Source organism: Sphingobium sp. B12D2B (assembly GCF_025961775.1).
Classification (GTDB): Bacteria; Pseudomonadota; Alphaproteobacteria; order Sphingomonadales; family Sphingomonadaceae; genus Sphingobium.
The window spans coordinates 1947800-1970069 of sequence record NZ_JAOQOH010000001.1; the positions used below are offsets into that span (position 1 = coordinate 1947800).

Consider the following 22270-nt stretch of genomic DNA (forward strand, 5'->3'; position numbering starts at 1 on the left):
GCCCTAGCCCCAGCGATTGATTTCCGGCCCGGGCGCAAAAGCGTGAGCCGGCTGCGGGCTGCCCGCCTGCGCGAGCGCCCGCTGCACGCTGGGCCGCGCCTCAACCCGCGCCAGCCACGCCGCCAGGCGCGGCTTGTCGGCGAAGGCATCGGAAAGCAGGTCACGCATCGGCGCCACCCAGGCGTAGCTTTCCAGATCGGCGATGGAGAAGCTGCCCATGAGCCAGTCGCGCGCCTCAAGGCGGCCCTCAATCTTCTGCGTGGCTTCCCGGACCCGTGCCTCGCTGGCAGCACGATGCTCGGCCGAGAGCTGGCCGCTACGCGTCTCGCGCCAGCGCTCGGCCAGATCCTGCGAGGCAATGGGGGCAATCAGCGCATCGAAGCGCGCGTCATCGAGCGCAGCCAAGCGCGGCGTCGTCCACGCCAGGTTGGCCAGGGCCGCCGCGCCGGGCGCGACGCGCTCGATCATCCAGCGACACCAGGCCATCATTTCCCACCGGGCATAGGGATCAGTGGGGCGCAGGCCACAACCGGGCGCGGCGTCATCCAGATAGCAGGCGATGAACACGCTATCGCACAGCGCGTGCCCGTCGACGACGAGCACGGGGCCTTCCCCTTCGACGCTGTAATCCACCTCGAAAGCGCGCGGCACAGTCCCGCCATGGCGCTCGGCCATGCCGAGGTCGATAGGGCGAAGCTCCGCGTTCAGACCGCTCTCGAACAGCGCGGCGAGCACCGTGAGCGAGGGGCCGGTCGGCTCGCCATGATACAGGGTCATCGCCATCACGCTGCCTCCTCGATCAATGGAATGATGCGCTCGGCAAAACGGGGCACGCGGCTATAGGCCCAGGTCTCCCGCACCGCAGGGCGCCGCGCAATGGCGCGCAGCCAGCGCATGATGTTGGGGGTTTTTGCGTCGTTCACGTCATCGGGCTGCATGGAGGGGAGCCCGTAAGCCGAATTGAAGCAATTGATATCCGCCAGCGAGTATTGATCCGAGCCGAGATACGCGCGCTGCCCCAGCGCCTCCTCCAGCTTGGTGATGCCCAGCTTCACCCGCCGCGTCGACTCTGCCAGCTCGGCTTCGCTGAACAAGCCGTAGATCGCCTTGCGCCAGGCAGTGCGGCGCTCCGGCAACGGAATGCGGTCGATCGCCGCTTTGAGTTCTTCAGGGTCGCGCGCCCGGACCTGCGGGCCGATGAAGATGCTCCAGCCGATCATGCTGAACGACGGGCAGAGCCACTGGTCGAGATATTTCATCCACCAGCGCACGCGCCAGCGATCGACCGGGTCTTCAGGCATCATCGAGGGGCCGGGAAAGGCCTCCTCCACATATTCCATCATGGCGGTCGATTCATTGAGCAGCCGGCCGCTATGGGTCATCGCCGGGATCGTCCCCATCGGGTTGATCGCAAGATAGTCCGGCTTGTGCTGATCGAACGAGAGCAGGTCGAGATAATGGCTGTTGAAGGCCACGCCTTTCTCGATGAGAGTAAGCATGGGCTTGCCCGAATTGGCGTTGGGCTCCCAATGGTACAAAGTGACGTCGTTGCTGCTGCTCATCGTAACGCGGGCCGCTGCCCTCTCCTCTCGATCAATTTCAGGCCATCGTCCAGGCGATGAGGTCATGCGTCGCGTCGCGCCGTTCAGAGCGCAGACGCAGCCCGCGATCCTCAAGCCAGGTCCGGGCGGCGACATAGTCATTCCAGCCGGTCAGACCGGCCACCGGACCAGACATCCCACCGCTGCGACGGATCGCGCGGACGCCGGCCCAGTTACGGCTATGCTCTCCGGCAAGATCGATCTGCTGCACGCCGAAGAACTGCCCGGCGAAAGACCGGCTTGCGGCTCTCCGGCTGTCATAGACGACGATGCGAGCTGCCTTCTCCGCGCCAGCGACGGCCCGGGCGCCGAATAAGCCGACAGCCCCTGCAACCGCCGCGCCGCCCAGCAATTGCCGCCGGGAGACGCCGCTCATTTGCCCTTCCCCAGATAGGCCGCCACGGCTTCCAGTTCGGAATCGGTGATGTCCACGCGCGTCTGGCGCGGCATCGCGCCCTTGCCCATGCGCACGACCGCCTTCACATAATCGGCGGTCAGATCGTCCCGGTTGGCGATCAGGCCCATGGCGGGCGGGTTCCCCATCATCACCTGCTGCTTCGTGATCAGATTGGTGCCCATCCCCCAATCGAAATGGCAGGCCCCGCACCGGTTGGAGAAAAGGGCTTCACCGCTATTGGCATTATGCTGCCGGTCCCCTGGCGCCATCTGCGCCCGCATACCGTAAGCAGAGGGCGGCGGCGGGCCGCCTGCCGGAGCACCGCCGGGCTGGGCAGCCCGCGCATCCCTTGTCCCCAGATCATAGGTCGTCATCAGCACGCCGACCGCCATCAGCGTCATGAGGCTCGTGACCTGCCCTATCCTCATGCCAGTGCCTTTCCTCGCTGGTCGGCATAGGCGCTGGGCCAGATGCCGTTCTTGCCGGGAGAGAGAATGCCGTTCGGGTCGAGCGTGTTCTTCACCTGCTCGGTCATCCGCCGCATGGCGTGGTTGTTGAACCCGAAGGTATCGGAGATCGCGTCCATCCAGCCGAGGTGGGTGCGATATTCGGCATAGCCATGGGCGGCAGCGTCGGCGATCAGCGCGTTGAACAGCGTCTTGATCGTCTCGACCTGCTTGTCGTTGTCGCGATCGTACATCAGCATGTTCACATTGTTGCAGAACCGCCCGCCGATGGTGAAGCTGGCGTAGAAATCCACATCATGATCGTTGATGATCTTGCGGCTGCGGCGCATCTGATCGAGCACATGCTTGCCGGTGGCCGGGACGACCGGCGAGAAGCCCATATGGGCACTGCGCCCGCCAACCCAGTCGCCCATCTGCAGCGGAACGGCCGATGGTACGCCGAGCGTCAGGTCCATCACATTGGTCGCATCGCCCTTGCGCCACCAGCGCTCGCCGATCGGCGTCTTGAGGTGCGGCGCGAAAGCCGCCTTCACGACAGCCGCCTTGGCCTTGGTCACCGATTCCTCGCCATAGAGGCGCAGCTGCATGTTCCAGTAGCTGAGCTTGTGCTCCTTGAGCAGCTCCTGCACGCGCCAGTCAGGAATGGCGCCCGGCTTGTCCCAAAAGTCCTTGCGTTGCCCCAGGATCGTCATCTTGCCAAGCCAACTCGGAATGAAGATCGACTGATCGATGATCCGATTAAGCCGCAAGGGTGTGAGGGTATCGATCACCCAGGCAATGTCTTCGGCCTGTGGGATTTCAAGGTTCAGCTCTACGGAGGTTTCCGGCTCCGGCATCAGCCACATGCCGGCCTTGGTCACGACGCCCAGGTTGGACTGGGTGAACATCTGGTCCCAGCTCGGGCCATAGCTGAACGGGAAAAGATGCGCGGCCTTGTTGTTCTCCATGGCACCAAGGCCCGTGCGCACCACATCGCCATTGGCGAGCACGACTTCCATGCCGCACAGGTTGCTGGCGTGGACGCCATAAGGCGTGTAGCCGATGCCGTGATCGAGCGCGTTGCCAAGCACCGAGCCCCAGCCATTGCCGGGGACAGACATCATCAGCGGCAGCTTCTCGCGCTGGATATGCTCATACAAGTCGATGAAGCCGACGCCCGGCTCGATGACGCAATAGCCCAGCTCCGAATCGACCTCGAGAATGCGGTTCATGCGCCCGAGATCCAGCACCATACAGCCCGGCATCCGCGGCGCTGCCGTGCCATAACCAAGGTTCTTGCCGCGCGCGACAGTCCACAGGGGGAGCTTGTGCTCATTGGCGATGCGCACCACCGCCTGCACTTCCTCGACCGTGCTTGGCGCTACCGCGCCCGATGCCGTCCAAAGCGTCTCGGGCCCCGGCGCGTAAATATCCGCATAGGCATCGCGATCTTCATCGCTGGTCATCACCCAGCCCGCACCGACCGCAGCCTGCAACGCCTTAACAGCGGCATCGAAGCGTTGCGGTGACATTCCAGGCGGCAAAACTAGCTTCATGCGCTCACCTCTCCTTGCGGGCCTGTGCAGCCTCTCGCTCTTGCGACTATTGCTATTGTGGGATCATGGGGCGGTCAAAGGAAATGAGGGCGACCACGCGGCCGCCCTCCTCAAGTTTATCTCGCCCTAGGGCCTCAGAAGTCCTTCTTGATCGACACGCGCCATTCGCGCGGCGCGCCGACATTGGCATAGGCCGTGCCCGCGAAGCCGTAGACGGCGTCAAACCGCGACGTGTAGTAATATTCGTCGAAGAGGTTGGTCACTTCGAACGACACGGCGAGGTCGCGATCCTGATTGCGCCAGGTCAGCCGGGTGCTGCCGAGCACGTAGGACGGAAAATATTCGAAGTCCGGATTGACCGCGTTCAGCGTTCTGCTGGCCAACTGCCGGCCGCGATAGGCGACGTCCAGCCTCGGTGTAATCGAGCCGGACCCGCCCATGTCGATCTCATATTGAATGCCTGCGCTCCACTGTGTTTCGGGCGAAACGATGGGGCTGCCGGCGGTGATCGTGCTGCCGACGGCGGGCGAGATCGACTTGTACTCCGAACCGATCAGGCTCAGCGACGCGTCGATCATCAGATTGTCGACCGGGGTTGCCGAAACCTCGGCTTCAAAGCCCCACATCTTGCCGTCGCCGGCATTGGCGATGACCGCGCAGGGCCCGCCACCATAAGCCGAACAGTCGGAGAGCGGCAGCTGGATCGCCTTATAGTCGTTATAGAAGCCCGCGAGGTTCACCCGCAGGCGACGGTCCAGCAAGTCTGTCTTGAGGCCGATCTCATAGGCTGTGACGGTCTCCGGCCCGAACGTGCCTTGGGTCGCGTGCGTCGGCAGGAACGGGCGCGCGGTGACGCCGCCACCCTTGAAGCCCGTGCCCACGGTTCCATAGAGCAACACTTCCGGCGAGAAGCGGTAATCGACGGACAAGCGCCAGTCGACCCGGCTACCGTCATACACGGCCTTCAGATTGTTGAGAGCCGAGAGGCCGAACGGATCGGGGAAGAGCGGCGCGGTATTGTCGAGGTTCCGCCGGATGAACGTGTAGTCCTTATGCTCCTCAGTGTAGCGGATACCGCCCGTGATCGTCATGCCATCAACCGGACGGACGATCGCAGTGCCGAACACAGCCTTGCTATCCGCATTGATCGGATCGTTGCCGAGGAACTGGAGCGGAACGCCGGGGATGATGTAGCGAATATCCTGAATGGTGAAGTAGGTGCTACGCTGGTCGGAATAGTATCCGCCCACGGTCAAATCGGCCATGTCGCCAAGCTTGGCGTTGACCCGCAGTTCCTGGCTCACGAACCAGAAATCGAGATCGTTGAAGCCGCCGGCAGCCCGCGTCAGCGTCGGCGTGAAATCATCGTCCGTGCCCCAGCGGTTATTGTAGGAGCGGTAGGCCGTGATCGACTGGACCTGAAGATTGTCGGTCACGTCCCAATCGATATGACCAGACACGCCCCAGCCACGGAACTTGTTGCGATTGCCCGTATTCCAGTTGCCGGCTTGACCGCCGGCCGGCAGCCCCCAGCTTGCATAGGTGCACCACGGTCCGCACAGGAAGTTCGAGGCGTCGCCCTGCGCCACGATCGGCACTTCCGCAGCGCTCGGTCGGTCGGAATACTGATAGTCGCCGATGATCTGGATATCGAGCTTCTCGCCGGCATAACGCAGCGCGCCGCGCACGCCTGAATAGTTGATGCCGCCCAGATCCTCGACCACGCAGTCGGTGTTGGTCGGCACGGCCGGCAGGATGCCCTCGGGATTGCCGGGATTGGCACAGCCATAATCGATCTGCTGGACGTAACCGCGCTGGCTCTTGTGGACGCCGGACACGCGAGCGAAGAGCATGTCCGTAATGGGGAAATTCGCCCCGGCCCGTACTTCCACGCGGTTGCGCGAGCCATAGCTCACTTCGGCAAAACCGCTCGGATCCGCCTCCGGCTTCTTCGAGAACAATTTGATCGCGCCGCCAATCGAGTTGCGACCCCTGAGCGTTCCCTGCGGGCCGCGCAACACCTCCACGCGCTCCAGGTCAAGCAGGTCGAAATTGGCACCGGTGAGGGTGGGATAATAGACATCATCAACATAAAGCCCGACGCCCGGCTCATAAGCCGGGTTGAAATCGAACTGCCCGATGCCGCGGATGGAGGCGCCCATGGAATCGCCGAACGCGCCACCCATGGGGGTGAGGGTCACGCTGGGCGCCTGCCGGGCGACCGCAGCGATGTCATCCTGATTGCGCGCCTCGAGCAGCGCCGCATCCACCGCCGTGATCGCCAAAGGCGTATCCTGCAGGCGCTGGGACCGAAATTGTGCAGTAACAATGATATCGGGGGTGCTGTCGGCCTGCGGGGCGGTATCTTGCTGCGCGATAGCGGGCGTCGTTGCCGCGGTGGCCAACACCATAACCGAACCGGCGCACAGCAATGGGCGGATTCTGGACTTCCTGTTCATCACATCTTCTCCTCACCTGTGCGGCTCGATGCAGCCTCACATCGCGCGGGTCTTTGCGACCTCTCGCGGAGCATACAGGAGCCGTTTTTTAGGCTCGTTGATATAGGCAGGAATTCCGGACAGGATCAACTTAAAGGAGACGGCGGCAGCGTGACGGCCAAACTTTTGGTCCCGGCGTGGGACTTATGCATCAGGGCGCTTGTTCAGGAGCGCAGAAACATGTCTGGTTGTGCATCTTTGAAGCACGGCAAAGGCGAACAGCCGCCGCGATGGAGGCGGAGGTCGCTAAGGCCCCAACTTGGCTGCGCGATTCGTTGCCGCTGCGTTCGTGAAAACAGAATGTGGCGAGTTAGCGGTCGCCCTGCCCGGCTCACTTAGCGAGCGCGTGCCTCATCAAATCTCAGGCGAGCGGCGTCGATGGCCTGCAGATGATCTTCCGCCCAGGTCCACACGCCACAAAATGCTTCGCCCAGACTGGCACCCAGCTCCGTCAGCCGATAATCCACATGGGGAGGCACGACCGGATGCACCGTGCGGTGGACCAGACCGTTGCGCTCCATCTGCCGCAGGGTCTGCGTCAGCATCTTTTGGCTGATGCCGGGCATCTTCTCGAAGATGCGTGTGAAGCGCTGCTCGCCATGATCGTGCAGCACTTCGATCAGCAGCATGGTCCATTTGTCTGCGACCTGGCCGATAAGGTCATTGACCAGCGCTTCTACGCGGGGATCGATCTGGTCGTAGCGGTCCGGGCTGGCTGGCACGCTTGGGCGCTCCGCTTGAGTCGTCATTCACACTCTCTTTCCGGTGAGTATCAATCTTTCCGGTGCCTTCTTTCGTTCTGAAAGCTAGGACTTAAATGAGCAGTCGTCCACCAGCAGAATTTGGAGCAGACGGCATGAAGACCACGGGCAACACCATTCTCATCACCGGCGGCGGCTCCGGTATTGGCCGCGCATTGGCGCGCCATTTCCACGAGCTCGGCAACACGGTGATCGTCGCGGGGCGGACCGCAGCGACATTGGCTGAAACCATCGAGGGTCGCGCGGGCATGCACATGCTCACCGTCGATTCGAGCGATCCGGGAAGCATCGAAGCATTCGCGGCCGAAGCGATCGCCCGCTTTCCGGCGATCAACATCCTGTTCAACAATGCCGGCATCATGCAGCGCGAGGATCTGACGCGACGTGGCGACACGACTGTGGCGGAGCAGACCTTTATCACCAATGTGCTGGGGCCGATCCGTCTCACCAATGCCTTGATCGAGCATCTGACGGCGCAGGAAGACGCCGCGATCGTCAACACGACCTCCGGCCTCGCCTTCGTGCCACTGATCGGCACGCCGAGCTACAGCGCGAGCAAGGCGGCCCTGCATAGCTGGACGGTCTCCCTGCGGGAACAGCTGCGCGGCAAGGTGGAGGTGATCGAGCTGGCCCCGCCAGCTGTGCGCACCGAGCTAACCCCGGGCCAGTCCACCCGGGAAAACTATATGCCGCTCGATGATTATGCTGCGGAAGTGATGGCGCTCTTTCAGCAAGTGCCCACGCCCGAGGAAATTCTCGTCGAGAATGTCCGCTTCCTTCGCTCGGCGGAGCGCGAGGGACGGTTTGCCGAGACTGTGCGGATGATCAGCACGCTTTGATCGCCAAGGTGGTATGACGAAACATCACCGCCGTCCAAGGGGGCAGGCTCTAACACCTGCGCCCTTGGGCGTGCGAAAGGATCAGGCCGCTTTCGCCGCCTGATAGGCCGCCATCGGCACCCACCAGCCATGGACCTGCGGCCGCATCCGGGTGGGCACGGGCACCTTGGCGACTGGCCCGGCCGGAAGATCCCCCGCGTTCCAGATCCACACCGCGTGCTCGAACTGGTCCGGCGCGGTCTCATGATCGACGACGCCGACCAGCCAGCCTTCATGACCGGGCTCGCTCGATGGCACATGCACGGTCTCGCTCATTCCATGCGCCGGCGGCAGATTATAGCCGACGATTGCGCCGGTTTCGAAATCCTTCCGGAGGAGCGCGGTGAACATGGCGCCGACGACGCCGCCCATCAGCGGCGGCCCCATGGGCTGCGGGTTCATGCTGCAATACCAGCCCCGCTTGTACGGGCGCCCCTGATCGGCATCGGCAATGCGCGGCATGTCTCCCGGAGGCCCGAGCGGCGTGACCTCCACGCCATCGCCGTCGCCTTTCATATCGACCGTCCAGCGCTGAAAGCCGCCGCCCAGCTCCCAAGGCTGTACATCGATACCGCTGTCCGCGCGGATGTGCGGGAAGGCGATGGTGTCGGTGATGTGATGATCGATATGGACCTTGCCGTCCGGCGTCTCGAACGCATTCATCATATGGAAGCTGGAGGAGCCCTTCGGTCCCTTGAACCAACGGATCTCGGACACATCGCCATAACGCGGCATCACCCCGATGTGATATTCCAGATCTTGCTGGTGAACCCAGTGCGCGCCCTTCGCCTTCACGCGTTCAAGATCGGCGGTGGTGGGCTGCAGCGGGAAGATCGCGTAGTTCTCGGTGATCACGAAGTCATGGACAAGGCTGCAGAACGGCGCCTCGAACGACTGTTCCTTGACAAGTTTGCCGTCCTTGTCGGTCCACCAATAAGCGATGGTCTTAGAGCAGAGGCCATCCGCCTCATAGCCATAGACGAACATCTCCTTGGTCTCGGGATCGATGCGGACATGGGCCGTCATCGTCTGCGACTTGAGCGCGCCACCGAAATCATAGGCGCCGATGGTCTCCAGCGTGTGCGGATCGACCTGATGACCCGGCCCATCCTCCTTGGTCATGATGAGCTTGCCCGCATGCCAGACCGGCGTGGTGTTGGAGACGGTCCCCTCCACGCCCTCGGCCGACGCGTCATTGGTGAAGGGGTTGCGATAGCGGCCGAACAGACGCTTGCCGGCGGCGTTCTCGGCCTTCCAGCGCGGGGTCTGGACATATTTGATGTCATAATCGACCGTGCCGTCCTCATTGAAGAGGATGCGGCTGATCATGCCGTCGTCGGAGAGCGCGGTATCGGGCTGGAAGAACGGCTCGAACTGCGGATCGGGCACTGCCCGGAAGAAAGCGCCGCGCACATCCGCCGGAATGGTGCCCTCGGATGCCGTGAGGCCCTTGAGCGAAACTTCCTGACGGACTGGCGTGTTGAGGCCCATATAGTCCGGCGTTGCGGGAAACGGCATTCTTCTCTCCAGTCAGCTTGCGGTTTCGGGCCTGTTTGGTCTCTCGTTATCGAACTGGCTATGACCCAGCGCGAAGTTCTTCAGGCCAGTATAGACGCATCGGGTTGGTCACCAGCATCTTGCGCTGCAACGCTTCCGTCGGCGCGATGCGTGGGATCATGTCCACAAGCAAGCCATCGTCCGGGATGGCATCCTGCATGTTGGGGTGCGGCCAGTCGGTGCCCCAGATGACCCGATCCTGATAATCGGCGACAAGCGGCGCGACGGCATTGGCAAAATCATTCCAAGGCGCACCGGCGGGATCGAGCCGGTCCGGGCAGGTCGCCTTGAACCAGATGTCATCGCGACTATCGAGCAGGTTGCGGAAGGCCTTCATGTCAGCACCGTCCGGTCCCTGGCGTACATCGGGCCGGCCCATATGGTCGATCACCAGCGGCACCGGGATCGCATCCATGAACGGGCGCAGTTCTTCGAGAATGTCCGCCTCGAAATAGATGACCACATGCCAGCCCTCCGGCAGTCGGCTCGCGACCTCGAGGAACTTGTCCTTGGGAGCATCGTCTACCAGGCGCTTGAGGAAGTTGAAGCGGATGCCGCGCATGCCGCCGGCGTGCAGCGCCTCAAGCTCGGCCTCGCTGATCGCGGGATCGACCACGGCGACACCGCGCGCCTTCCCGTCAGAAACGGCAATGCCGTTCAAGGTCGCAGCATTGTCGGTGCCGTGGCAGCTCGCCTGGACGATCACGTTGCGGGAAAAGCCCAGATGATCGCGCAGGGCAAAGAGCATGTCCGGGCCTGCATCCTGCGGCAGATATTTGGCCTTCGCGCTGAACGGGAACTGCGCCATCGGCCCGAACACGTGGCAATGCGCATCCACGGCGCCCGGCGGCGGCGTGTAGGCGGGCTTGCTCGGGTTGCTATGCCAGGAAAGGATGCGTTCGGTCATCTCATTGGTTCCGTTCGGGCTGGGCCTGTCGAAGCCCGGTTCTCACTTTCCGCTCGGTTGTTCCAGATGAAACAGCCCTTTGACAAGTATAGGGCGAACGGACTTGCTCCGAGGTGCAGGGAGCCTGCCATGGACGCATGGGATGTTCAGCCGAACACCACCCCGTCCATCAGCTTGCGGGCGGTGCGCAACATGCCGGCTTCCACCGGTTGTCCATCGGCGTCCACGGTCACGACGCATTCGGTGACGCCGGTCGGATGCTCCACCCCCAGCGTCTTCGTCGCGCCCCCGGGCACCTTGGCGACGGAGGCGGCGGGCGAGCCTTCGATGAGGCACGCGGTCGCCACGCTCACCGCGCCCAGCACGCCGATGGAGGCGTGAACACGATGCGGGATGAGCGAACGCACCGTGACCGCCCCGCCCTCGCGCGGGGGCGCCACCAGCATCATCTTGGGGACGGACTTTTCGGTCACGTCGCCAAGGTTCATCATCTCGCCGACCTTGAGGCGGATGGCCTCGACCTTCGCCTTCATTTCCGCATTGGCGTCGAGCGTGTCGCGATCCTCATAGCCGGTCACGCCGACGTCACTGGCAAGCATGACCACGCAGGGCATGCCATTGTCGATCATCGTGACCTTGATGCCATTGATCTCGTCGACGCCATTGCCGGTCGGCAGCAGAGCCCCGCAGGATGAGCCAGCGGTATCGCGGAACAACAGCGGAATGGGCGCCGATGTACCAGGCACGCCACTGATCGAGGCGTCACCATCATAGCGAACCTGGCCGCCGGGCGTCTGCACGGTGGCGACGGCGACCTGGCCGGTATTCTCCATGAAGATGGCGACGCGGGTTTCATCGCCGGTTGGCTGCACGAGACCGCGCTCAATGGCGAACGGGCCGATGCCCGCAAGGATGTTGCCGCAATTCTGCGCGTCGGTGACGATCGCCTGATCGACGAACACCTGCAGGAAGAGATAATCGACATCGACGCCTTCGCGGCTCGATTTCCTGACAACGCCAACCTTGCTGGTCAGCGGATCGGCACCGCCCATGCCATCGATCTGGCGCGGGTCTGGCGAGCCCATGACGCGCAGCAGGAAGGCATCGCGGGCGGCGGTATCCGTGGGCAGATCGTCCGCCAGGAAATAGCCGCCCTTGGACGTGCCGCCGCGCATCCACATGCAGGGTGCGGACTTCATTTCACAATCCCGTTCGTGTCGAGCGAAGTCGAGACACGGAGAGCACGCTTCTCGACTTCGCTCGAAGCGAACGGAAGGATGGTTTCGGACTGAAAATCCTCACACATATTTCAGGCCTTCCTTCTCCAGACGCTCACGCATCTTGTACATGTCGAGGCCGAGCACGCCGGAGGCCAGCTTCTCGCGCTTCTCGCCTTCATTCGCTTCCCGCGCACGGGCCGCTTCCAGCACCTTGGCGGCATTGGCGCGGGGGACGACGCACACGCCGTCATCATCAGCGACAATCACATCGCCCGGATTGACCAGCGCATTGGCGCAGACGACTGGGATGTTCACGCTGCCCAGCGTGTTCTTGACCGTGCCTTGCGCATAAACCGCCTTGGACCAAACCGGGAAGTTCATCTCGGTGAGATCGCGCACATCGCGCACGCCGGCATCGATGATCAGGCCGCGACAGCCGCGCGCCTGCGCCGAGGTGGCCAGCAGATCGCCGAAATAGCCATCCTCGCACGGGCTGGTCGGGGCCAGTAGCAGGATGTCGCCCGCCTTCAACTGCTCGATGGCGACATGCACCATCCAGTTGTCGCCCGGAGGCGCGCTGATGGTCACCGCGCTGCCCGCGATCCGCGCACCGGCATAGATCGGCCGCATATAGCTCGCCAGCAGGCCCGTGCGTCCCTGCGCCTCATGAACCGTCGCAACACCGCACGCCGCCAGACCGTCAATCACCTCAGGATCAGCACGCTCGATATTCTGTACGACCACACCCATGATTGCTCCTCTCGATCAACATTAATTGGCAACAGCCTTGCTCCCGTATAGAATAGGGGAACGGCGTCCGGTCAATCCACCCCGAACTTTGCGCAGATCATAAGCATCTGCTAAGTCTGGCCCTCATGGCATCGGGCCTCTCACCCTTTTCGTTCAATCTGCGCCACCTCGCCGCCGTGGCGGCGGTGACGCACAAGGGAAGTGTGTCCGCCGCCGCGAGCACGCTCCACCTGACGCAGCCTGCTGTGACCCAAGCCATTGCCCGCGTGGAAAGCATCATGGACGTGCAACTGTTCGAGCGGCGCACGGACGGCATGACGCCCCTCCCTCCCGCGATGGCGCTGGCGGAGCGCGTCGAGCAAGCGGCCGAACTGATCGGCTCGCGACGGGTGACCATGGCGCAATTGCGGGCCTTCCTCGCCGTCGCGGATAGCGGAAGTTATGCGGCGGCAGCAGCACAGAGCGGCCTTTCGCAGCCGACCCTGCATCGCGCCATTGGCGATCTGTCGCTGATCCTCCGGCGCTCGCTCGTCGAACGGCGCGGACGGGGGATTGCGCTGACCGACGCGGGCCGGCGCACCGCCCGTAACTTTCGTCTTGCCCGAACAGAGCTTGAAGCAGGCCTCGACGAAGCCTTAGGCCAATCCGGCGGCGTGCCCGCGCGGATCACCATCGGGGCGATGCCGCTCTCCCGCGCTCGGGTGCTGCCGCGCGCGCTGGCAAGGTTCAACACCGCATTTCCGGCCATCGAAATCGTGATCGTGGAAGGATCGCATGGCGAACTGGCGGAATCCCTGCGCGACGGCAGCATCGACATGATGGTCGGCGCCATGCGCGATCCGCCGCCCGGCCCGGACCTCATGCAGCGCCCCCTGTTCGAGGATGAGGTGATTATCATCGCGCGGGCGGGCCATCCCGAGGCAGGGCCAGCACGGGATCGCCCGTTGAGCGATCTCGCGGGCTATGCCTGGATCTTGCCGTCGCCCGGCGCGCCCCTGCGGACGCGCTTCGACGAGATGTTCCGCACGGCCGGACTTGCCCCGCCGCCCGTTCCGATCGAATGCGGTTCGGTGATGATGATCCGCGAGATCCTGATGCAAACCGACTTTCTGACCCTGCTCTCGCCCGATCAGGTCTCGGTCGAGCAGGAGGCGGGCTGGCTCGTCTCGCTTGGCGCCCCGCCCGGGGGCTTCTCCCGCGCGGTCGCGCTCACCACCCGGGCGCAGTGGCGACCGGCCCCGGCACAAGCCGCCTTCATCGCCGAGCTGGACCGGGCCGCGACGGAACCATTCGCTTCTGCTTATGGCACGGAGCGGGAACAAATTTGCGATTCTGCTCGATAGGCGGCACAGCGTCGATCATGAGCGGGAGAATTGCCCTTATCGGCTTCGGGGAAGCGGGCCGAACCTTCGCCGGTGCCGCCGGATGGCGCAGCGACGCGCGCGCATTCGACCTCAAGGCAATCGAACCGCAGACGGCCGCCCCAATCCGCGCCGCTTACACCGAAACGGGCGTCACGGGCTGCGAGTCTCTGGCGGACGCGCTAGCCGGCGCGGAAATGATCCTGAGCCTCGTCACCGCCGATCAGACCGAGGCGGCAGCGTCCGCAGCCGCGCGGCACCTGTCCCCCGGCGCGCTGTTCTTCGACATGAATTCCGTGTCGCCGGGCGCCAAGATGCGCAATGCCGCAGCGATCGAGCAGGCTGGCGGTCGTTACGTCGATGTAGCGGTCATGTCGCCCGTGCAGCCCGCCGCGATGACTGTGCCGCTGCTGATCGGCGGCCCGCACGCTGCGCAGGGCGAAGCGGCGCTGCGCGCGATCGGCTTCAGCAAGGTTACGATTGCGGGCGATCAGGTCGGCGCCGCCAGCGCGACGAAGATGGTCCGTTCTGTCATGATCAAGGGCATCGAGGCGCTGACGGCGGAGATGATCCTCGCGGCCCGTCGTGCGGGCGTGACCGAGAACGTGCTGGCCTCACTCGGCGGAGACTGGCCCGAAAAGATCGATTATAATCTCGACCGCATGCTCGCCCATGGCACGCGCCGCGCTGCCGAGATGGACGAGGTGGTCGTGACGCTTACCGAGCTGGGCATCGAACCGGCCATGACACGCGGGACAGTGGCACGCCAGCGGGCGATGGGCGCCTTGCTCGGTTCGATCGAGATGCCGCAGGGGCTTGAGGCAAAGCTGGCCTTTCTGGATGCCATGCATCCCGAAATGATCGCGAAGCCCGTGTCCGCTGCGCAGCCCAAAATTACAGAAACAGAAAAGTCTGGAAGGTGACGGAATGACGATGATCATCGACTGCCATGGCCACTATACCGTGCTGCCCAAGGCGCATGATGAGTGGCGCGAGCAGCAGAAGGCGGCGTTCAAGAATGGCACGCCCTGCCCGCCCTATCCCGAGATTTCTGACGACGACATTCGCGAGACCATCGAGCAGAACCAGTTGCGCCTCATCAAGGAGCGCGGCGCGGACATGACGATCTTCTCGCCCCGCGCCTCGGCCATGGCGCCGCATGTCGGCGATCAGTCGGTGGCGGTCCCGTGGGCGCAGGCTTGCAACAACCTGATTGCCCGCGTGGTTGACCTCTATCCCGAGACCTTCGCTGGCGTGTGCATGTTGCCGCAGTCGCCAGAGGCGGACATGACCAGCTCGATCGCCGAGCTGGATCGCTGCGTTAACGAGCTGGGCTTCATCGGCTGCAACCTGAACCCGGATGCGAGCGGTGGCCACTTCAAGCAGCCGCCGTTGACCGACAAATTCTGGTATCCCTTCTACGAGAAGATGGTCGAACTGGACGTCCCGGCGATGATCCACGTCTCGGGCAGCTGCAATCCCGCGATGCACGCGACGGGTGCTTATTATCTGGCGGCCGATACGATCGCCTTCATGCAGCTGCTGCAGGGCAATCTGTTCGCCGATTTCCCGACGCTGCGCTTCATCATCCCGCATGGCGGCGGCGCGGTGCCCTATCACTGGGGCCGGTTCCGGGGCCTCGCGGACATGCTCAAGCAGCCCAGCCTTGATACGCTGCTGATGAACAACGTGTTCTTCGACACCTGCGTGTATCACCAGCCCGGCATCAACCTGCTGGCGGACGTGATCGACAACAAGAACATCCTGTTCGGTAGCGAGATGGTCGGTGCCGTGCGTGGGATCGACCCGACCACAGGTCATTATTTCGACGATACGAAGCGCTATATCGATGCGCTCGACATTTCTGACGAGGAGCGTCACGCGATTTTTGAGGGCAATACCCGCCGCGTCTTCCCGCGTCTCGACGCCAAGCTGAACGCCCGCGGGCTCTAAGAGAGGATATCATGACCGAGAAGAAAGAGAGAATCGACGTTCACGCCTATCTTGCCGAGTTTGACGACATTCCCGGCACCCGCGTGTTCACGGCCCAGCGCGCGCGCCGGGGCTATAACCTCAACCAGTTCGCGATGAGCCTGATGAAGGCCGAGAATCGCGAGCGGTTCAAGGCGGACGAGAGCGCCTATCTCGACGAGTGGAACCTGACGCCCGCCGCCAAAGCGGCCGTGCTGGCCCGCGACTACAATGCCATGATCGACGAGGGCGGGAATGTTTACTTCCTCTCCAAACTTTTCTCGACCGATGGCAAGAGCTTCCAGTTCGCAGCCGGATCGATGACCGGCATGACGCAGGAAGAATATGCACAGATGATGATCGACGGTGGTCGTTCGCCCGAGGGCGTGCGCTCGATCAAGGGAGGATTTTGATCATGGCACGCGTTACCACGGGCATTACGTCCAGCCACATTCCCGCGCTCGGCGCGGCGATGCAAACCAAGACCAGCGACAACGATTATTGGGGTCCGGTGTTCAAGGGCTATGAGCCGATCCGGGAGTGGATCAAGCAGCCGGGCAACACCCCCGACGTTGTGATCTTGGTCTATAACGACCACGCCTCGGCGTTCGACATGAACATCATCCCGACCTTTGCGATCGGCTGCGCCGAGAGCTTCAAGCCGGCTGACGAAGGCTGGGGCCCGCGTCCCGTGCCCGACGTGAAGGGCCATCCGGACCTTGCCTGGCACATCGCCCAGAGCCTGATCCTGGACGAGTTCGACATGACCATCATGAATCAGATGGACGTCGACCATGGCTGCACCGTGCCGCTCTCGATGATCTTCGGCGAGCCGGAAGAGTGGCCGTGCAAGGTCATTCCCTTCCCGGTCAACGTGGTCACCTATCCGCCGCCGTCGGGCAAGCGCTGCTTCAGCCTGGGCGACAGCATCCGCGCCGCGGTCGAGAGCTTCCCGGAAGACCTCAACGTCCACGTCTGGGGCACAGGCGGCATGAGCCACCAGCTTCAGGGGCCGCGCGCTGGCCTGATCAACAAGGAGTTCGACCTGAACTTCATCGACAAGCTGATCAGCGACCCCGCAGAGCTGAGCAAGATGCCGCACATCCAGTATCTGCGCGAAAGCGGATCGGAAGGCATTGAGCTGGTCATGTGGCTGATCATGCGCGGCGCGCTGCCGGAGAAGGTGCGTGACCTCTACACCTTCTACCACATCCCGGCCTCCAACACCGCGCTCGGCGCGATGATCCTGCAGCCGGAAGAAACGGCCGGAGCGCCGCTGGAACCGCGCAAGGTCATGAGCGGCCACAGCATGGCGAAGCCCTGACACGCGCAAAGACCCCTCCTCTTCAGAGGAGGGGTTGGGGTGGTGCTGGCCATCACCCCATTTGAAGTGACTTCGGGGGCATTGAGCCCCCGCCGTTCGTTTAGATACCTCTCACCCACCCCTTGCCCCTCCCTTGAAAGGGAGGGGTTAGCTGGAGAAAGGACTCCCCCTCATGAGAATAGCACTCGCAGGCGCCGGCGCATTCGGCGAAAAGCATCTCGACGGCCTCAAGAACATCGACGGCGTGGAGATCGTCTCGATCATCAGCCGTCGTGCCGAGCAGGCCGCCGAAGTCGCCGCCAAATATCGCGCGAAGCACAGCGGCACCGAACTGGACGAAGCGCTTGCACGTGATGACGTGGACGCGGTGATCCTCTGCACGCCCACGCAGATGCACGCCCAGCAGGCCATTGCCTGCATGAAGGCCGGCAAGCATGTGCAGGTGGAAATCCCGCTGTCGGACAGCTGGGCCGACGCCCAGGCGGTCATCGACACGCAGAAGGAAACCGGCCTCGTCTGCATGGTCGGCCACACCCGCCGCTTCAACCCGAGCCACCAGTATATCCATAACAAGATTACGGCGGGCGAACTCGCAATCCAGCAGATGGATGTGCAGACCTATTTCTTCCGCCGCAAGAACATGAATGCCAAGGGCGAAGCGCGCTCCTGGACGGACCATCTGCTGTGGCACCACGCCGCGCACACGGTCGACCTGTTCGCCTATCAGGCCGGCAAGATCGTGCAGGCCAATGCCGTGCAAGGTCCGATGCACCCGGAACTGGGCATCGCGATGGACATGTCCATCCAGCTCAAGAGCGAGAGCGGCGCGATCTGCACCCTCTCCCTCTCGTTCAACAATGATGGGCCGCTCGGCACCTTCTTCCGCTACATCTGCGACAATGGCACCTGGATCGCGCGCTATGACGATCTCGTCACCGGCAAGGAAGAGCCTGTGGACCTGAGCGGCGTCGCCGTCTCCAGCAACGGCATCGAGTTGCAGGACCGCGAGTTCATCGCCGCGATCCGCGAGGGCCGCGAGCCCAACAGCTCGGTCGCACAGGTGCTCGATTGCTATCGCGTGCTCGGCGAGCTGGAAGTTCAGCTCAACAAGGCCGGCTGATAAAGACTGGCGGTGTGCGGCCTGTTCGCGGCTGCACACCGCTTCATTTCCGGCGACGCTCAATCATCGGCGTCATGCCCGTAGGCATTTCTCAAGCTTTGCCGTTTAAGGCGCCGCTCTACCGTCAGACCATAGGCGGCGGGAGAGATGCATGTCAGTGGCGACCGGGCTAAGTTCAGATCTCGCGGACCTGCTGCGCGCGTTTTCTGCCACCGAAACTGAAATCGTGCAGTTAGGCACGATCGCGCAAGCGGCGCGGATGCATGAATTGCTCCAGCTCCGTCGGCAGTTCGTCGAGCAATTCGGGCTGGTAAGCGCCGCGCTCCAGCGCGAACCCCTCTTGCTCGCCTCGCCAGCTCTGATGACGCAGGCCATGCGTCTGCTCGCGGCTTTCCGCTCACGCAATGCCATCAATCAGGCGGACTGGCCGGTCATCCGTGTTCGGGACGATCCCATCGCTTATCGCGACGCATCCCAGCATGTGAAGGATGCGTCCTGGGACTTCTGGGACTGGACCGAAACCACCCTCGGCTTTGGGCGATAGGCACGCAATCCTCGCCAAAAGCGCCGCGAGGATTGATTTTTGATGCCCGGGGCGACACAAGCCGGGCCATGACTTCGCCATCGACACCCCTCCCCACCCGCCGCATCGCGGACATGGCCGTCTCCGCCATCAGTCTGGGCTGCATGAACCTCTCTCACGCTTATGATGCCCCGCCGAGCGAGGAGGAAGGCGGGCGCCTGCTCAATCATGCGCTCGCCATCGGCGTGACGCATCTCGACAGCGCAGCGCTGTATGGCGGTGGCAAGAATGAGGGCCTGATTGCCCGCGCTGTCGGCCATCGCCGCAAGGACTTCGTACTGTCGAGCAAGTGCGTGCTCGATCTGATCGACGGCGAGCGTGTGCTCGACGGGCGACCGGAGACGATCACTGGATCGCTGGAACGCTCGCTCAAGCGGCTCGATACCGATTTTATCGATCTCTATTATATGCACCGGCTCGATCGGAACGTGCCCATCGAAGACTCGATGGGCGCTTTGGTGCGGGCGAAGGAAGCCGGGAAGATCGGCGCCATCGGCCTTTCCGAAATGTCCGCAGCGAGCATCCGCCGCGCCCATGCCGTGCATCCCGTCGCGGCCATTCAGTCCGAATATTCGCCCTGGGTGCGCAATCCGGAAGTCGCTGTGCTGGATGCCTGCCGGGAACTCGGCATCGCCTTCGTCGCCTTCTCGCCGGTCGCGCGCGGGATGCTCGCCGGCGCCATCAGCAGCATCGATTTCAAGGCCGGCGACATCCGCATCCCGATGCCGCGCTTTCAGGAACCCAATTTCAGCCACAATCTCAAGCTCGCCGAGCGTTTCAATGTAGTTGCGGCCGATCTCGGCATCACGCCTGCCCAGCTCAGCCTGGCCTGGGTGCTGGCGCGCGCACCCGAGATCATCGCCATTCCCGGCACGCGCTCCATCGCGCATCTCGAGGAGAATGTGAAAGCGGCCTCCATGACCCTCGCACCGGAATCCATCGCAGCCGTGGACGAGATCTTCGCGCCTGGCGCGGTTGCCGGCGCGCGTTATCCCGCACCGGTGCAGAAGCAGATCGATACCGAATTGCTGCCCGAAGAGGCGGACGCGGCATGAGCGTGACACTGGACGACGCGACGCGGCGGGCGATCGAGTGGGACTGCACCACGCTCATCAATCGCTACACGCTGCTCAACGATGCGGCCGACTGGGACGCCGTCGCGGCCCTCTATACCGAGGATGGTCAGATGGCCCGGCCAAGCGCGCCGGATCAGCCCATCAAGGGACGTGACGCCATTCTTGCGACCTTCAAAAGCAGGCCGGCCCGTGCGGCGCGCCATGTGGTTTCCAACGTGGTCGTGGACGTCGTAAGCGAGACCGAAGCGACGGCGCTGTCCGTCATCGTCCTGTATCAGGGCGTCGCGAGCGACACTGGTGGGCTGCCCGTGCGCGATCCCAAGGGGCCGCTGATCGGTACCTATGCGGACCGCCTGCGCAAGACACCGGAGGGTTGGCGCTTTGCAGAACGGCGCGGCGGTCTGGATTTCGCGGCATGACCGGCGCCCCTGCATCACAGCCGGATGACTTCCAGGCGTTCCTCTCCCGACCCTATCGCATCGAATGGGGACATTGCGACCCCGCGGGCATCGTCTATGCGCCGCGCTTCCTCGAGATGTTCGGCGAGAGCACGATCATGCTGTTCGAGAAGGCGCTGGGCGTGCGCAAGCGGGACATGCTGAAAACCCAGAGCGTGGTCGGCTTTCCGATGGTCGATGTGTCGGCCAAGTTCCAGCGCCCCGCCGCCTATGGCGATGATGTGGTGCTGGAGGTGGAAGCGCCCGATTTCGGCAATTCCAGCTTCACCATTCGGCATCGCCTGCTCAAGGACGGGCATGTCTGCGTGAGCGGCACGGAAAAGAGGGTGTGGACCGTGCGGGATAGCGAGCGCCCGGGCGGGATGCGCGCGGAGCGCGTGCCCGATGACATTCGGGCCCGGTTCGCTCTGCCCGGAGCGTAAGGCTGCCCAACTATCGAGGGCGCACCGCCATTCGATAGAGGGCTATTCATTTCCCAAAGCCTGCGCCATGATACCCTCATAACAAGAGGACTCATGGAGGGGCTTATGGTGATGGGGGATGCGGGCACGCCGCGTCTGCGTAGCGGCGGCTATCAGGCGTGGCTGGTCGGACTGCTCAGCCTGAATTTCGGCATCGTCTTTTTCGATCGGCAGGCACTTAACGTGCTGATGCCATTCGTCCAGCCCGAGCTGGGATTGTCCAACGCTCAGATCGGCCTGCTCGCGGGCGGCCTCTCCTTTACCTGGGCCATTGCCGCCTTCGCCATCGGGCGCCTGTCGGACACGATCGGCAATCGCAAGCTGCTGCTCGTCGGCGCGACGCTCGGCTTCTCGCTCTGTTGCTTTCTGAGCGGCATGGCGACAAGCTTCCTCTTCATGCTGTGCGCACGGATGCTGATGGGCGCGGCGGAGGGCGGCGTGATGCCCATCAGCCATGCCATGGTCGCCAGCGAAGTCGATCCGCGCCGTCGCGGCCTTGCGCAGGGCATCGCCCAGAATTTCGGGTCCAACCTGCTTGGGTCTTTTCTCGCGCCGGTCTTGCTGGTGTGGTTCGGCCTGGAATTCGGATGGCGCAACGCCTTTTTCCTCGCGTCCATTCCCGGCATCATCTGTGCCCTGCTGATCTGGTTCACGCTGGAGGAGCCCGCAGCGCCGGCACGGCCACAGGTACAGGATGGCCAAGCCCAAGGTGTCCTCAGTGTGTTGCGCACCCGCAATGTGCTGGTCTGCGTGCTGCTGGGCGTGCTGATGGTCAGCTATTTCGTCATCTGCCTAACCTTCCTGCCGATCTACCTGACCAGCGTCAGAAGCTACACGCCGACGGAAATGAGTTGGCTGATTGCAACGCTCGGCATTTCCGCCACCATCGGCAGCTTCGCGATCTCCGGCCTTTCGGACTGGATCGGGCGGCGGCCCGTCATGATCGCCATGCCTCTGCTCGGCATCATCCTGCCGCTGGGCGCTCTCTACTGGAGCGGGTCGATCTGGGGGCTGGTCCCGATCTTCTTCTTTGGTTGGGGCCTGAACGGGATCTTCCCATTGTTTATGGCCACCGTCCCATCCGAAAGCGTCGATCCGCGCCAAGCCGCGACCGCGCTCGGGCTCACCATGGGATCGGCGGAAATCCTGGGCGGGGTCTTCGCGCCTTCGCTGGCCGGTGTAGCGGCGGACGCGACCAGCCTTGCCGCGCCCTTGTGGATCATGGTGGTGCTGGCGATCCTCGGCGGGATCGTGGCGATGTTCCTCACCGAAACCGCCCCCTCGCAACGCGCAAGGACGGCAGTCGCGGCCTGACAGAATCCGATGCCGGGCCACGCATCTGGAA

General features: G+C 63.4%; 23 protein-coding genes. 12 read left to right on the forward strand and 11 right to left on the reverse strand.

Annotated features, from left to right (window positions below; genetic code table 11):
- Positions 1 to 3: 3 nt before the first annotated feature.
- The 7 genes from M2335_RS09240 to M2335_RS09270 all read right to left on the reverse strand — a co-directional run bounded on the left by M2335_RS09240 (position 4) and on the right by M2335_RS09270 (position 7247).
- On the reverse strand, positions 4 to 783 hold the full coding sequence (locus M2335_RS09240) for a glutathione S-transferase family protein (protein ID WP_264594478.1): 780 nt from the start codon (positions 781 to 783) through the stop codon (positions 4 to 6).
- Entirely contained in the window at positions 783 to 1562 is a 780-nt protein-coding gene (locus tag M2335_RS09245; protein WP_264594479.1) for a glutathione S-transferase family protein, read from the reverse strand. Before M2335_RS09245 ends, M2335_RS09240 begins: the two co-directional genes overlap by 1 nt.
- Positions 1563 to 1599: 37 nt before the next feature.
- Complete coding sequence (locus tag M2335_RS09250; protein WP_264594480.1) at positions 1600 to 1977, reverse strand: twin-arginine translocation signal domain-containing protein; 378 nt, start codon at positions 1975 to 1977, stop codon at positions 1600 to 1602.
- Positions 1974 to 2426, reverse strand: coding sequence for a c-type cytochrome (locus M2335_RS09255; protein ID WP_264570291.1), 453 nt, complete (start codon positions 2424 to 2426; stop codon positions 1974 to 1976). Before M2335_RS09255 ends, M2335_RS09250 begins: the two co-directional genes overlap by 4 nt.
- Positions 2423 to 4000 carry an FAD-binding oxidoreductase gene (locus M2335_RS09260; protein ID WP_264594481.1) on the reverse strand — a complete coding sequence of 526 codons (1578 nt, stop codon included), beginning with the start codon at positions 3998 to 4000 and terminating at the stop codon, positions 2423 to 2425. The genes M2335_RS09255 and M2335_RS09260 overlap by 4 nt, the downstream gene beginning before the upstream one ends.
- A gap of 134 nt (positions 4001 to 4134) precedes the next feature.
- Positions 4135 to 6459 (reverse strand): TonB-dependent receptor, encoded by a 2325-nt coding sequence (locus tag M2335_RS09265; RefSeq protein WP_264594482.1) that lies wholly within the window; start codon positions 6457 to 6459, stop codon positions 4135 to 4137.
- A gap of 374 nt (positions 6460 to 6833) precedes the next feature.
- A complete protein-coding gene (locus M2335_RS09270; protein ID WP_264594483.1) occupies positions 6834 to 7247 on the reverse strand; it encodes a winged helix-turn-helix transcriptional regulator in 414 nt (137 codons plus the stop codon).
- A 107-nt stretch (positions 7248 to 7354) separates the two neighbouring features.
- On the opposite strand from M2335_RS09270, the gene M2335_RS09275 reads away from it, so the two are divergent.
- On the forward strand, positions 7355 to 8098 hold the full coding sequence (locus M2335_RS09275; RefSeq protein ID WP_264594484.1) for an SDR family oxidoreductase: 744 nt from the start codon (positions 7355 to 7357) through the stop codon (positions 8096 to 8098).
- Between the two features lie 81 nt (positions 8099 to 8179).
- Here the strand turns inward: M2335_RS09275 and M2335_RS09280 are convergent, their stop codons facing one another.
- The 4 genes from M2335_RS09280 to ligK form a co-directional block, all read right to left on the reverse strand.
- The gene (locus tag M2335_RS09280) at positions 8180 to 9655 is read right to left on the reverse strand and encodes a carotenoid oxygenase family protein (RefSeq protein ID WP_264594485.1); all 1476 of its coding nucleotides are present in this window, start codon (positions 9653 to 9655) and stop codon (positions 8180 to 8182) included.
- 58 nt (positions 9656 to 9713) lie between these two features.
- Positions 9714 to 10601, reverse strand: a complete 888-nt coding sequence (locus M2335_RS09285) for an amidohydrolase family protein (RefSeq protein ID WP_264594486.1) — start codon at positions 10599 to 10601, stop codon at positions 9714 to 9716.
- A 146-nt stretch (positions 10602 to 10747) separates the two neighbouring features.
- The gene (locus M2335_RS09290) at positions 10748 to 11800 is read right to left on the reverse strand and encodes a 4-oxalomesaconate tautomerase (protein WP_264594487.1); all 1053 of its coding nucleotides are present in this window, start codon (positions 11798 to 11800) and stop codon (positions 10748 to 10750) included.
- A 99-nt stretch (positions 11801 to 11899) separates the two neighbouring features.
- Positions 11900 to 12574, reverse strand: a complete 675-nt coding sequence (gene ligK / locus M2335_RS09295) for a 4-carboxy-4-hydroxy-2-oxoadipate aldolase/oxaloacetate decarboxylase (protein WP_319799422.1) — start codon at positions 12572 to 12574, stop codon at positions 11900 to 11902.
- 122 nt (positions 12575 to 12696) lie between these two features.
- Here ligK and M2335_RS09300 point away from each other — a divergent pair, with 122 nt between their 5' ends.
- The 11 genes from M2335_RS09300 to M2335_RS09350 all read left to right on the forward strand — a co-directional run bounded on the left by M2335_RS09300 (position 12697) and on the right by M2335_RS09350 (position 22239).
- A complete protein-coding gene (locus M2335_RS09300) occupies positions 12697 to 13914 on the forward strand; it encodes a LysR family transcriptional regulator (RefSeq protein WP_264594488.1) in 1218 nt (405 codons plus the stop codon).
- A 17-nt stretch (positions 13915 to 13931) separates the two neighbouring features.
- Positions 13932 to 14855, forward strand: coding sequence for an NAD(P)-dependent oxidoreductase (locus tag M2335_RS09305; RefSeq protein WP_264594489.1), 924 nt, complete (start codon positions 13932 to 13934; stop codon positions 14853 to 14855).
- 4 nt (positions 14856 to 14859) lie between these two features.
- Positions 14860 to 15885, forward strand: coding sequence for an amidohydrolase family protein (locus M2335_RS09310; RefSeq protein WP_181559641.1), 1026 nt, complete (start codon positions 14860 to 14862; stop codon positions 15883 to 15885).
- A gap of 11 nt (positions 15886 to 15896) precedes the next feature.
- Positions 15897 to 16316: a protocatechuate 4,5-dioxygenase subunit alpha gene (gene ligA, locus M2335_RS09315; RefSeq protein ID WP_181559640.1), complete on the forward strand. Its 420-nt coding sequence runs from the start codon at positions 15897 to 15899 to the stop codon at positions 16314 to 16316.
- Positions 16317 to 16318: 2 nt separating this feature from the next.
- On the forward strand, positions 16319 to 17227 hold the full coding sequence (locus tag M2335_RS09320) for a class III extradiol dioxygenase subunit beta (RefSeq protein ID WP_264594490.1): 909 nt from the start codon (positions 16319 to 16321) through the stop codon (positions 17225 to 17227).
- 172 nt (positions 17228 to 17399) lie between these two features.
- Positions 17400 to 18347: a Gfo/Idh/MocA family oxidoreductase gene (locus M2335_RS09325; protein ID WP_264594491.1), complete on the forward strand. Its 948-nt coding sequence runs from the start codon at positions 17400 to 17402 to the stop codon at positions 18345 to 18347.
- 151 nt (positions 18348 to 18498) lie between these two features.
- Positions 18499 to 18891, forward strand: a complete 393-nt coding sequence (locus tag M2335_RS09330; protein WP_264594492.1) for a hypothetical protein — start codon at positions 18499 to 18501, stop codon at positions 18889 to 18891.
- 68 nt (positions 18892 to 18959) lie between these two features.
- Complete coding sequence (locus M2335_RS09335; protein WP_264594493.1) at positions 18960 to 19985, forward strand: aldo/keto reductase; 1026 nt, start codon at positions 18960 to 18962, stop codon at positions 19983 to 19985.
- Positions 19982 to 20425, forward strand: coding sequence for a nuclear transport factor 2 family protein (locus M2335_RS09340; protein WP_264594494.1), 444 nt, complete (start codon positions 19982 to 19984; stop codon positions 20423 to 20425). Before M2335_RS09335 ends, M2335_RS09340 begins: the two co-directional genes overlap by 4 nt.
- On the forward strand, positions 20422 to 20886 hold the full coding sequence (locus M2335_RS09345) for an acyl-CoA thioesterase (protein ID WP_264594495.1): 465 nt from the start codon (positions 20422 to 20424) through the stop codon (positions 20884 to 20886). The genes M2335_RS09340 and M2335_RS09345 overlap by 4 nt, the downstream gene beginning before the upstream one ends.
- A gap of 93 nt (positions 20887 to 20979) precedes the next feature.
- Positions 20980 to 22239, forward strand: coding sequence for an MFS transporter (locus M2335_RS09350; protein WP_264587198.1), 1260 nt, complete (start codon positions 20980 to 20982; stop codon positions 22237 to 22239).
- The last annotated feature ends 31 nt before the right edge of the window (positions 22240 to 22270 follow it).